This is a genomic window from Collinsella sp. AF05-9, assembly GCF_003465595.1.
Lineage (GTDB): Bacteria > Actinomycetota > Coriobacteriia > Coriobacteriales > Coriobacteriaceae > Collinsella.
In genome coordinates this window covers 47,068-59,994 of record NZ_QSBB01000010.1, presented here as the reverse complement: position 1 = coordinate 59,994, position 12,927 = coordinate 47,068, and the positions used below count along the sequence as shown (strand labels likewise).

The window sequence follows — 12,927 nt, the reverse complement described above, 5'->3', positions numbered from 1 at the left end:
ACCGGGAGTAGCGTCGAAGGTTGACAAAACTATAGGAACACCCAACGACTAGTAGCCACAAAAGCGGGCAACAGGCGCAAGCGGCTGCTCGCGAAAGACGCGCTCGACAGCAGCGCGGTATTCATCGACCTTTTTGGTCTTGCGAACAAGCTTGTGAACGGTCGCGGGATCGGCGAAGGCGCATTTGGCGTAGAACCACCACTCCTTCATGCGAAAGACCGCGTTGTCCCCAATCTCGTCCGCATAGGCCGCAAACAGCATGTCGTGGAAGCGCTGCAGCTCAGCGGCCGTGGCAGCAGGGCCGCCCTTAACCATGCGAGCCAGCGCGGGGTTCGCGAGCAAGCCGCGCCCCAACATTACGTGGCGTGTTCCGGGATAGGCCCCCACCAGCGCATCCATGTCCTCAAGATCAAAGATGTCGCCGTTATAGGCCACGGGAAACGGCGCCCGCTCCAACGTCTCGCCGTAAAACTCTTTACGCGGCGAGCCCGTATAACGGTCCTTTTGCACGCGCGGATGCACGATCAGCTCTGCCAGCGGCATGCGGCAATAGAGGTCGAGCACGCGTTCGTACTCGTCATCGCTTTCCAACCCCAGCCTGGTCTTGACCGACACCGGCAAGGGTGAGCGTTCGCACACGTCGCTCAAGAACACCTCGAGCTCATCCAGGTTGCGCAGAAAGCCCGAACCCTTGCCTTTGGCAACAACCGTACCCGAGGGGCAGCCAAGGTTGAGATTGACCTCGCGGTACCCCATCTCGGCGAGCACCTGCGCCGCCCACACAAACTCGTCCGCATTCTTGGACATCAGCTGAGGTACTACGTTAAGCCCCTGGTTATTGGCAGGATCGACCTCTTTAAACGCCTTGCCACCAAAGCGGTTGCCCACCCGCGGCGGCGGCAAAAACGGCGTGTAATAACAATCGAGTGCGCCAAAGCACTCCGCATGCACGCGACGGAACACATGCCCGGTAATCCCCTCCATAGGGGCCAGCGATAAATTCATCAACATCCACTCTCAAATCAATGTGACAAAGGGACAGTCCCTTTGTCACATCCCATTCAAGCGGTTCAGGAACTCTTCGCAGGCGCGAGAACGCAGGCGATATTTTTTCCACACCAGATACGATGCAATGGTGAAGGGGCAAAAGGGCAGTCCCTTTGCCCCAAGTGCCGGCTACCGGACGCAAGCTAGTTGCCGTTCGCGAACGCCGCCCATATTTCGAGGTCTAATACTTTTCCCGAGAAGTGAACGGCTGTATTTGGACCCCCGAAGCATTGACATTTTTAGGCGTCAAAACCGCAGGATTTGACTGGCAAAACCGCAGGAAATTGCACGCCAAAAGTGTCGATGCTTCGGGAGTCCGTTTTCACTCGTTCACTTCTCGGGAAAAGTATTAGACCTCGATTCCGCAGTCCCCGATGTGACAAAGGAACAGTCCATTTGTCACATTCAGAATTGACCCCCCCCGCAATAGCTCATCGATGGCGGGATTCTCTATACTGGGTCACATATGACGGTATCGCGCCAAAGGAGAACGCCGTGACCACGTCGCAGATATCCCTGCTCGCGCTCATCTTGGTTGGGGGCATCGGCATCCTGCTTATCGGAGTGAGCGCGCTCATGAAAGCCGCCGCTCGCAAGAAAGCCAAGGCCTGTACCGCCGTGACCATGGGAACGGTCATCGACCATCGCTTTATGGGCGAAGGCAGGATGTATCCCGTTTTGGAATACGCCGTCGACGGCACGCAATACCACGCGAAAAAACAATTCCGTGGCATAAAGACCAAAAGCTTGTCGGGACTCCCCATCCGCACGCAAGCCACCGCCTACGAAGACGCCAAGGGCTGGCTGCACGTGCAGACAGGCCCCATCGCCCGCCTAGGCACCCTCGCGGAGCAGCTTTGGCCCCTCGGTAGCCAAATGACCGTGTACTACAACCCCAGCAACCCAGACAAAAGCTATGTCGAACGCCCCATCGTGGGCAACTTTGCCACACTGATGTTTAACATCGCGGGCTTCTTGCTCATCGCGATGAGCATCTTGCTCTATGTTCTTATCCAGCGCTAGCTCAAACTGATGCGCCCCGCACCCCATGCGCCGCAACGACCGCCACGACACCAAGGAGCAGCTATGGCTACACTTTCCGAACAAGAACGCAAGCGCATCCAGCGATACTGCATCTGTCCCAAGGTTGCCGGCGCGGCGCTTGCCATGGCGTTTGTGCTGCCTTTTTTGATCATTCCCTTCGAAATGATTGACGATATCGTCTTCCATCATGAAAGCTTCCAGGAGACGGGCATGATGACCGCCTTGGCGCTCACCGCCGTCGAGCTCATCATCTTCTGCTATTGCGCGCTCGCGCCGCGCTTTGGCATGCGCGGCAAGCAGTGGAGGGAAATGCAGCACCGGCTCGCCGTCGAGCAGAGCGAAAAAGACCGCTCGGCACAAATTGCAGGCGTTGTTGGCACGCAGGCCGCCGCGCGTCTGCTCAAGAACAGCGACAATGAGACCGCACGCAACCTGGGCGGTGCGGCAGAAGTCGCCGCTGCCGTAGGCGCCGTCGCCACCGCGGCAGACGTGCTTGCCGAAAGCTTTGCCAACGCAAAGGCCATGGCAGAGGCCTGTGGCGTGCCTATCCCCCGTGCAAAAAAGTGGATCGTCGCGCTTGTGGCACTGCCCCTCGCAATCGTGTGCGGTGCCTATATCCCGCAGCTGGCGCAGGGAAACATCGAGATGCAACAGAACGCCGCGGCCGCGGCCGAGCAGATCGCCATCGCCCGCAAGACGCTAGAGCCCGCATGCGAGTACGTATCCGCCGATGACCCTTACGAGCGATATCAAGATTACGGCTATCACGTCCGCGGCTACCTTCACGACGGCGACTCCGATACCCAGAAGACCTATACGTACCTGGATTTCGACAACAAGGGAACGCTCAAGGAAGTGAGTTACATAGCAGAGATCGACCCCGACGCGAGCCTTGAGGACAACCTCGCCCGCATCGAGCTCGACTTGGACGAACTTTCCTCTGTCGTCCAAACCGTAGACGTCAAGACCGTGAGTCCCGAGCTCCTAGCACCGCAAAAGCTCCCCGAAGAGTTTAGGCAGGCATTTTTGAACGGCTCACTCTACGAGAGAATCTCTATCAGGACGAGTGACGACCCCATCAAGGTGTATTACTCGTTTGATACGGATCCCGAGGACGAGTTTGACGAGTACACCCATCCAAGCATCCGTATCACGTTGATGGGCAAAACGAGCTAGGCGCCCAATGTGACAAAAGGACTGTCCCTTTGTCACATTCCATGAAAAAGGGCACCGGCGTTAGCCGATGCCCTAAAGCTGCTGCAGATTAACTCCTACAGCGTATGACTAAGACGAATCGAACTATTCGTCCCAAGAGAGGCTCTTACCAGTCTTCTTTGCCAGCAGCAAGAACAGACCGATGATGACGTTGCATGCAATACAGAAGATGAAAACGCCCTGGAAGGAGCCGACAAGCTCGTATACCTTCATCATGACGGGCATGCCAAAGGCGCCGACGATATAGCCCACGGAGCAGATGAGCGCGAAGATGCGACCAAAGTCACGGGAGCCAAAGACGTCCATCACCAAAACGGTCAGAGCGGTGCCGGCGATGACGTACATGACGTCGTTAACACCGGCAGCAAGAATGCTGAGCGTCGAGTTGCCGCTGCTCATCATGAGCATGACAAAGGAGAGAATCGAGACGGCGAGCCAGCTCAGAATGGCCTTGGTGCTGCCAAACTTATCGCAAGTGGTACCGACGATCGGGTTGAGGAACAGGTCGAACAGCGATGCGGCGGAAACCATGAAGCCACCCACCATGGGGCTAAAGCCGACCTCGGCGGCATAGGTGGGGAACAGCTGGTTCATGCAGCAAGTAAGCTGAACGAGGCAGAGGAAGCCGATGCAGAAAAAGAATGCAGGCGACTTAATAGCGCGTGCGTAGCTAACGCCACGTGCACTATCCTCGGTCGTCTCCTCGGTCTCGGCGACCGTCTCGCCTTCGACATAGCCATAGGGCAGCATGCCCTTGTCCTGGGGCTTATAGCGGATAATCAGGATGGAAGCGGGAAGAATGAGCACGGCGGAGACGCCAGCGAGCACCAGATAACCAGTCCTCCAGCCAGCAGCCTCAATGACAGAGGTGATGACGGGACTCATGATGAGCATGTAAATCGAGTTCACTGCCCAAGCGAGACCAATTGCCAGGCCGCCAGATTTTTTGAACCACTGGTCAATAACATCGGACATGGCGACACCGGTAGTGAAGGCGAAGCAAACGCCAATCAAAGCACCAGCTGCGATGAACATCCAGACTTCGGTGTAGAAGGCCATGCCTGCGCCAGCGGCGAGCAGAATAAGCTCGACGACGGGGAGCCAAAACTTGCCAACAACCTTGGGGATGAGTTTTCCGACAAACGGAAGAGCCGCTGCAAGACCAATGAGCGTTGCAGTGAAGTAATACGAGAAGATGGAGTAGTCAAATCCGAACTCCTCGCACACGGGCGCGACGAAGGAGCCAGCGATTACGCTATAGGATCCGGTCGTACCGGCAGACATGAGGCCGAGCGCGATCACGAGAACCCATGCGTAAACCTTGCTGCTCTTTAACTTTGCATTTTCCATTGATACAGCTCCTAGAGACCCAGAAGGGCGCACATAACGGCCTTGATGGTGTGCTGACGGTTCTCTGCCTCACGGAAGATGACCGACGCGTTGGCCTCAAAGCACTCGTCCGCAATCTCAAAGCCCTCGGTGATGATTTCACGATGCAGGTCGTTCTTGCACTGGTCGAGCAACATCTTGCCAACGCGGTGATTTGCGTTGTGAACAGAGGGGAGCTCGTGCATGCAGAAGATGTCGGGGTTGTTGGTGCGCTTGCACAGCTCACTGGTGACGCGATAGGGGTACAGGGACTCGGCGTCGCCAAGCCAAGAGTTGTAGTCGTCAGGGTCCAGAACCTCGTCGCCGCACTCGGGGTTGATGTAGCGCCACTCCTCGGTAACGATTACGTCGACACCGTCCAGAGCATCAAGGTCAGAGGTGATGGTGAAGGTCCTGTTAGGCGCGTACTTGGCGTAGCAGGCCTCAACCTCCTCGATCATTTCCTTGCACATCTGGTGACGGAGGTCGTCGGGGCCGATGGCGAGGAAGTCCATGTCGAGCATCGCGCACAGACGGCCATACCACACGGGGGCGCCGGCGCAGTTGCCAACGAAGGCCATCTTCTTGCCACGGCTCGTGCGCAGACCACCCCACTGCTCCTCCATCGTGAGAGCGTCAGCGAGCATCTGGGTCGGGTGATCGCCGAGGGTGAGGGCATTGATGACTGGAATATCGACCAAGTCGGCGACATCATAGAGGAACTGCTCGTCCTTTTGTGCACGATAGACAATGAGATCATACATGCCGTTGAAGACGCGCATGGCATCCTCGATGGTCTCGCAATCGCCCATGTGGGAGTTGGTCAGATAGGTGAAGCCCATGCCCAGGTCGTTGCAAGAGGTCTCAAAGGCGCAACGAGTGCGGGTCGAGCCCCACTCAAAGTTGGCGAGAACGTTCTTGCCGGGGAAGTAGCGCTGGTCGACACCGGACTTTTTCTGGGCCTTGAGGTTCCAGGCAAGATCGATGAGGTAACGGAAATCCTCAGAGGAAAGATCGTGGATGTTGAGGTAGTCGCGACCGCGAAGGCTGTTGTTCATGCCTATTTCCTTTCAATTGTTTGATGGGTAAGTGTCGAATGCGCCCCCGAGGGAAACACGGATATCCCTCGGGGACTGTAAGTGTGGCGCTTGGATCAGGCAGCGCAAGTTTAAGAACTTGCTAGCAGCTGGCGGCCACGTCCTTGGTCCAGCAGTGCACGCCGCCGCCGGACAGGTTAAGCGCGAGAGAGTCGATCATGATGACCTTGCGATCGGGGAAGCAGCTCTCAAGAACCGCCTTGGCCTGCTCGTCCTTCTCCTTCACGACTTCGCTCATGCCTTCGTGGTAATAACGCTGGCCAAGAACGACGCCGTTGCAGATGAGGAAGTTGCAGTAGCTTGCTGCGGCATAAAAGTGAACGGGGCCTTCGGGCCAAGGGGTGCCATCCATGAACTTGCCGCCCATTTCGTCGATGAAGCCCTTATACAGCTCGTAGTCCTCGTCGCCGGGAGCGATGACAACCTCGATCGGCTCGGCAGTGGGCATGCGGACGATTTCGAAGGGCTTGCCCTCCCAGTCCGTCTCGGCGCGTAGAATCTCGTAGGCGGCGTCGATGCGACGATGCGATTCCGCGCCCGCCTTGCTCGAGGCGGCCTCCTCATCGGATACCTCGGCAAGAAGAATCTTGTTCGGGGTGATAAAGCGGCACATCTCATCGATGTGGGCGGCGAAGCTCATGCCGAAGACAGGAGTTCCATCTTCCTTCTCGTCGAGGATGCCCAGTCGATAGTCGTCGTCCTCAAGCATAGGCTGCGGCAGCCAGATAACCTTGTTGAGGTTGTAGATGCGCTTGTACTCGGCCTCCACTTCCTCTTTTGAGAACTCGGGATTGCGCTTGCGGCATTCCGTGTCCTCGATGGCGATCAGGGTGCCGTGACCGTCAAACTCGCGGTCGCCGCCCTCCGAAACCATTTCGGAATTGACGATATCGAAGCACCCGAGCGCAACCGCCATGTGAACAGCTGCCCTGCGTGCGGACTGGCACTCTGGGGAGTTCTTGTCCCACACGCCATAATAGGTCCAAGCGGGGTTGACCATATAGGAATGGCCTTCGTCGTCGACCATGATGCTGGGGCCGTTGTCGCGAACGTAGAAGTTGGAGTCTTCGAACTGCGTAATCTGGATACGGTCGAGATCCACCCCTTCTTCTTTAAGGCGCGAGCAGGCTTCCTCGTAGGAGCCGGGGGTGCCACAGTTGAGATTGACCGTAACGTCGCCATACTCAAGCAAAGCTTTAATTACGTCAACGCAGGGCTGGCGATTATCGAAGCCCTCTGCGCGAATGTAATCGGGAAGCCATGTCACATAGACGTTGGAGCGCTTCTCAAACTCGCCCGGCATACGATAGTTCTCGTACATGGTTGGTCCTTCCGTCGGGTTTCCCGCAATGCTGTCCGGCCGCGACAATAGCGGGGTTGCACCAGCTATAGTACTACTATACCTACCGTTCGGTAGGTGTTTTTGTATAATTGCCATTCGCCTGTCGATACCTACCGTTCACCGTTTATAGTGGTCGTGTTTGGACACGAATTGATGTTCCGTTGCCATTCTTAATAATGTTGGCAATGCGGAAGTGATTTGCAATGGAGAAGTGAAGCGTGAGCACAAAGGGAAAAATATTGGACGCAATGTATGATCTTGTGGCAGAAGTCGGTTACGACAAGGCGTCCATTGGAAAAATCTGCGACCGTGTCGGTATATCCAAGCCATCGGTGTACTACTACTTTCCCTCTAAAGAGGATATTTTCACCACGCTCTTAGATAGTATGTTTCCGACTATCGACTATCAGCGCGACTACTCGCTAATAGTCGATAGGGACGGATTCAAGGCGGCGCTTATCGAGCTCGGCAATTCGGTTATAGGTGGCTATCGTAGTGATGAAAAGCGCCGTCGCGTGCTGGCCGAGGTCAGTATTCAGGCAAATCGAATCCCTGCAGTTCAGGAACGTCAGGCAACGGCGATCAACCGAACTATGGACGCGCTTAAAGACATCCTTCTCCATGGCCTAGAAATTGGCGCGTTTTCCGATGAAACAGACGTCATGCTGTACGTGCAGATTCTTTACACCGTACTTGAGGGAGCGAGCAATACCGTTGCTCAAGATGAAGACATCGATGAAAAGGCTGTTTGGGCAGGGATCGTCGAACTCATGTTTAAATAGGCGCGTAATAACAGAGGCACCTTGGCAAGCGCGATGCGACGACTTGCGGGGTCGCGGAATGGTTCGAAACCCGTGTTCGCGATGATTGCAAAAGTTGTTGAATAGAAATTGGGGCCGATTCCAGCTATGTTGGAATCGGCCCCAATTTCGTTTTAACTTGCGGAGACAAATGACAGGGCTGAAGGGCAGTTCGTTGGTCAGGTTATTTCGCGGTAGTCTTATTGAGGATACCGGAAACTAAAGCAAATGTCGCAATCAGAAGGTTGCAGATGATACAGAAGACGAATACTCCTTGGAAAGACCCTGCCATACCGTAAACCTTCATCATGACTGGCATTCCGAAAGCTCCGACAACATAGCCCGCTGAGCAAATAATCGAATAGATCCTTCCAAAATCGCGTGATCCGAAGAGCGAGAGGAGAATCATCGGCATTGCAGTTCCAACGATGGCGAACATGACGTCGTTTACGCCGGCCGCGATGATGGAAACGGTCTCGTTGCTTCCGCCAAAGATGAGAAGTAGGAATGAAAGAATGCTGACTCCCGTCCATGCGACCGTTGCTTTAATAGCACCGAGCTTGTCGCATGTTTTGCCTACGAAGGGATTTAGGAAAATATCGGAGAGCGAAGCCGCCGAAACCATTAGGCTTCCCACGATGGGATTGAAGCCGACCTCGCTTGCATAGGTCGGGAACAGCTGGTTCATGCAGCAGGTGAGTTGCGCCACGCAGAGCAGAAGGGCGCAGAGAATAAAAGATGGCGTTTTCGCGGCATCGCGGAGCGCCATGCCCGAAGAGACATCTTCCTTTTCATCGGCGCTGTAGCTCTCATGGGTTTCGGAGGTAGTCTCTCCGTACGGAAGCATATTGCGATCAGAAGGCTTAAGGCGAATGATAAATGCGCTTGTGGGCAATATCATGGCTGCAGAAACGGCCGCAAGTACGATGTAACCCGTACGCCAGCCTTGCTGCTCGATGACCAGTGTAATGACAGGACTCAATAGCAGCGTGCAGAGAGAATTAACGCCCCACGCAAGGCCGATGGCAAGACCAGACGATTTACTGAACCATTGGTCAATGACATCGGACATGCAGACACCCGTTGTGAACGAAAAGCAGATGCCGATCACTGCGGCGGAGACGATGAACATCCAGACCTCGGTGTAGAACGCCATTGCGGCGCCGGCGGCAATAAGGACGAGTTCAACGCAAATATGCCATGGTTTGCCGATTACTTTTGGAATGAAACGACTCAAAAGCGGAAGCCCAAGCGCAAGGCCAAGAAGAACCGCGGTGAAATAGAAAGAGAAAGAAGTGTAGTCAAAGCCCAGGTCTTCACATACAGGAGCGATGAATGAGCCGGCAATGATGCTGTAGGTGCCGGTTGTTCCCGCAGACATTAAACCGAGCGCAATAACGACAATCCAAGCAAATGCGCCGCTCTCACGGGGGCGGTCCTTTTCGGCTGGTGCGATAAGAGTCATGGTTACTCCGTTTCTATCGGCAATGCAACCTATATGCCTACCGATAGGTATATAAAGATGGAGATTCTTCGTCAAGTGTTAAGCGGGGAGCGGGGACCCTTAACGTGCCGAACGGTAATTGGGCCCCCAATGCGACAAAGGGACTGTCCCTTTGTCGCATTATTCGGAGCGCAGGGCCTCCACGGGATCCTTCTTGGATGCGCTGCGAGCCGGCAGCAGGCCGGCAACGACCGTCAGCAGCACCGAAATTACAATGAGCATCAGCGCGTCTTGAACGGGCAGGCTCATCAGGTTGGGCACCTGCTTGGCCGCAAGCGCCCAGGCATTAACCGGAAAGCTCACGGCCACCACGACGACAATGGCAAAGACGCCGGCAATGAGGCCTTCGATAAAGGTCTCGGCATTAAATACGTTTGCCACGTTGCGCTTTGACGCGCCGATCGCGCGCAGGATGCCAATCTCCTTTTTGCGCTCCAGCACGCTGATGTAGGTGATGATGCCGATCATGATGGAGCTCACCACCAAACTGATACTCACGAATGCGATGAGCACCAAGCTGATGGTGTTCACGATGTCGGTCACCGAGCCCATGATGATGCCCATGTAGTCGGTATACGAGATTGCCTGCTCATCGTGGCCGGCAGCTTTGACCTGCTTGTTGTACGCATCGATGTGATCGAGCGCACGCTCCTTGGCCTCAAAGTCGCGCGGGAAAATCTTAACCGAAATGGGGTCCGCCTCGTCCGCATAGCCCAACGTGGTCAGATTGTTGTCGTAGGTGAGCTTCGACGCCTTGGCATAGCTCATCATGAGCGAACTCAGGTCCTCAACGTCCATGTTAAAGTGGATAGCGCGAGCAAAGGCGTTCGCATCCACGCGCATGGCGCTCGCCAAGTTGGCAAAACTCGAAGACATCTGCGTCGCCATTTGGTCCGTGAGCCCTGCCGCACCCGCCTTGAGCTGGGTTGATACCGTCGTCGCAATCTGCTCGCTGACCGCCTTCATCACCTGATCCATAGACTGCTGCAAATACGGAGCCAGCTGCTTTTGCACATAGTCGCCCATCACCTGCTGCAGACGCTCGGCCAAGGCATCGCCGCCCAACGCCTTGAGCTGAGCCAGGCATTGCTGGGCTGCGGCATCATGCTCAAGATACGCCGAGAATGCGGCAGCAAGCTTTGACGCGTCCTTAAGATCTTCGGGCGACAGCGCCTTAAACTGATCAGACTGCAGAAAGCCCTCAAACAGCTGGTTGGCAAGCGTTCCTACCTGCTGCATCTGCTCGGGCGTGAGTTCCAGACCGTCAAAGATGCCCGAGAAATCTGGGGCCGGCGCTTTGGCCATGATGTCGCTGAAGTCGATGTCCTTCCCAACGCCCGAAAGGTCAAGGTCCAGCCCGGACAAATCAAGGCTAGAAAGGTCCATGCCGCCGGCCGCACCCGAGAGCGCAGACGAATCGAGAGAGAACGCGCTCTTCAGCGCCGCCTCGTCCACACTGAACATGCTGCTCAGATCCACGCCTTGCTTGGCCTCGCCCTGCAGCTCGTCGAAGGTTTTACCCGTAAAGACATCCGTCTCGGGGTGGGCAAGCTGCTCCTGCACGATCTGCGAATCGGCGGCGCGCTTCATAAGCTGGCAAGTCAGCGCATGCGTATAGGCAATGCCCGGAGTCAATGCGCTCGCGTTTGCCGCCTCGTTGGGTCGCACCACGCCCACAATGCGCACGTCAATACCGTCGGCAACCTTGGCTTTCATAAAGTCGGCGTCGCCAGACATGTCAGCCCACATGCCGGTCTCTTCGTTTTTGCGATAGGCATCGGCCGGCGACAACACCTTAAACATCGTGGACAGCGCATCGTCGTAGGTAAAGTCAGTGCCGGTCTTGGGCGTCTTGACCTTGCCGTCGGCCGTCATGGCACTGTTAACCAGGTCGTTGAGCTCATCGATATCCAGCGCACCGATGCTGTAGAGCGTGTAGTCGCCCACCGTTCCGCGGCTCGAAAGCACCATCACGGCCTCGTTGGCTGACGTAGGCCAATGGCCGGCAACGACATCGTACTGGCTGTCGAGCAGGCTCTGGTCGTCAATCATCTCGTTGAAGACCGACGTTCCCATAGATTCCATGCTCACCGTTGCCGCCGAGCTCGCGCCCCCGCTCATGGCCTCAGTCATAGCGTTGGGCACCAGCCGGACAGGCTTCCCATCGCCATTCCCGGCACGATAGACAACCGGCGTCACGCCATAGCCGTACTGGATGGCATTGACCTCTTTATCGATGCCATCGCCACCGGCATCGAGCCATGCCTTAAAGCTCGTCATGTCGTTGGACTTAACGCTCGCAAACATATCCTTTACGGCCGTGACCACGGGGATCTTATCGGTTCCCCGAGCCTTGCCGTCAGTGCTGCCGTCGGACGAGCCCTCGTTCTTGGACGTATCGTCATCCGTGGTCCCCTGTCCGCCCATCATGGACGACAGGTCGTAATCCTGCTTGGAAATGGTGAGCGGGTAGCTTGAGAGCGTGTCCTCCTCGACCTTTTTGATGTAGCCGTTTACGCCGTTGGAGAGCGCCAGAATCGCCGCGATGCCAATAATGCCAATCGAACCTGCAAAGGCCGTCATGGCCGTGCGGCCCTTCTTGGTCATGAGGTTTCGGGCAGAAAGCCCCAGGGCCGTCATAAAGCTCATCGAGGTTTTGCGCGTGGGCTTGGCCTCGCGACGCGCGGCCTCGGCAGCATCAAAGGGATCTGAATCGTCGGTGACCTTGCCGTCCGCCAGGTTGACAATGCGCGTGGCGTACTTGTACGCCAGCTCGGGATTGTGCGTGACCATGATGACCAGACGGTCGCGCGCAACGTCCTTGAGCAAATCCATGACCTGGACGGACGTCGTTGAGTCCAAGGCGCCGGTCGGCTCGTCAGCCAGCACAATCTCGGGGTCATTGATCAGGGCGCGGGCAATGGCCACGCGCTGCATCTGCCCGCCCGAAAGCTGGCTCGGGCGCTTGTCAACGTGCTCGCCCAGACCGACTGCCTCGAGCGCCTTGCGCGCACGTTGGCGGCGCTCGGCATGCCCCACGCCCGTGAGCGTAAGCGCCAACTCCACGTTTTCCAAAATGCTCTGGTGCGGAATGAGGTTATAGCTCTGGAACACAAAGCCGATGCGATTATTGCGATAGGCATCCCAATCGCGGTCGCTGAAGTCCTTGGTCGAGATGCCATCGATCAGCAGGTCGCCGGAATCGAAATGGTCGAGTCCACCAATGACGTTGAGCATCGTAGTTTTACCCGAGCCCGAAGGACCCAGGATGGCTACGAACTCGTTATCGCGAAAAGACAGGCTTACGCTGTCGAGCGCTACCTGCGTAAACGACTGCGTAACGTACCTTTTGCAAATAACTCTGAGATCCAGCATGGACGGCAACCTCTCTCGCGCGGGCGCGCTCGCCCGCTCCCCCGCCGTTCACGTTCGGCGCGTTTGTCCTACTCTATCCTCATTTTTGGCCGATACCAGTGAGGAATGTAACGAACCGCGCCAAAAAACGAACGG

At 56.3% G+C, this 12,927-nt stretch carries 9 protein-coding genes; 3 read left to right on the top strand and 6 right to left on the bottom strand.

Going from position 1 to position 12,927, the window contains the following annotated elements; all coding sequences use genetic code 11:
* Window positions 1-48 precede the first annotated feature (48 nt).
* Window positions 49-1,005, bottom strand: coding sequence for a tRNA-dihydrouridine synthase (locus DWV43_RS04845; RefSeq protein WP_117773961.1), 957 nt, complete (start codon window positions 1,003-1,005; stop codon window positions 49-51).
* 537 nt (window positions 1,006-1,542) lie between these two features.
* Between DWV43_RS04845 and DWV43_RS04835 the strand changes: the two genes are divergently transcribed.
* Together DWV43_RS04835 and DWV43_RS04830 are read left to right on the top strand one after the other, a co-directional pair.
* Complete coding sequence (locus DWV43_RS04835) at window positions 1,543-2,070, top strand: DUF3592 domain-containing protein (protein WP_117817665.1); 528 nt, start codon at window positions 1,543-1,545, stop codon at window positions 2,068-2,070.
* A 63-nt stretch (window positions 2,071-2,133) separates the two neighbouring features.
* Entirely contained in the window at window positions 2,134-3,267 is a 1,134-nt protein-coding gene (locus DWV43_RS04830; protein WP_117817663.1) for a hypothetical protein, read from the top strand.
* A gap of 123 nt (window positions 3,268-3,390) precedes the next feature.
* Here DWV43_RS04830 and DWV43_RS04825 read toward each other — a convergent pair whose 3' ends face one another.
* From DWV43_RS04825 to DWV43_RS04815, 3 genes are all read right to left on the bottom strand, one after another.
* Window positions 3,391-4,656 (bottom strand): MFS transporter, encoded by a 1,266-nt coding sequence (locus tag DWV43_RS04825; protein ID WP_117635842.1) that lies wholly within the window; start codon window positions 4,654-4,656, stop codon window positions 3,391-3,393.
* A gap of 11 nt (window positions 4,657-4,667) precedes the next feature.
* Window positions 4,668-5,732 carry an ornithine carbamoyltransferase gene (locus DWV43_RS04820; protein WP_117635843.1) on the bottom strand — a complete coding sequence of 355 codons (1,065 nt, stop codon included), beginning with the start codon at window positions 5,730-5,732 and terminating at the stop codon, window positions 4,668-4,670.
* A gap of 121 nt (window positions 5,733-5,853) precedes the next feature.
* Entirely contained in the window at window positions 5,854-7,092 is a 1,239-nt protein-coding gene (locus DWV43_RS04815) for an agmatine/peptidylarginine deiminase (protein ID WP_117635844.1), read from the bottom strand.
* Window positions 7,093-7,361: 269 nt separating this feature from the next.
* Between DWV43_RS04815 and DWV43_RS04810 the strand changes: the two genes are divergently transcribed.
* Entirely contained in the window at window positions 7,362-7,895 is a 534-nt protein-coding gene (locus DWV43_RS04810; RefSeq protein ID WP_233539224.1) for a TetR/AcrR family transcriptional regulator, read from the top strand.
* A 202-nt stretch (window positions 7,896-8,097) separates the two neighbouring features.
* On the opposite strand, the gene DWV43_RS04805 is transcribed toward DWV43_RS04810, so the two are convergent.
* Together DWV43_RS04805 and DWV43_RS04800 are read right to left on the bottom strand one after the other, a co-directional pair.
* The gene (locus DWV43_RS04805; RefSeq protein WP_117817661.1) at window positions 8,098-9,378 is read right to left on the bottom strand and encodes an MFS transporter; all 1,281 of its coding nucleotides are present in this window, start codon (window positions 9,376-9,378) and stop codon (window positions 8,098-8,100) included.
* Between the two features lie 159 nt (window positions 9,379-9,537).
* Window positions 9,538-12,792, bottom strand: coding sequence for an ABC transporter ATP-binding protein/permease (locus DWV43_RS04800; RefSeq protein WP_117817659.1), 3,255 nt, complete (start codon window positions 12,790-12,792; stop codon window positions 9,538-9,540).
* Window positions 12,793-12,927: the final 135 nt, after the last annotated feature.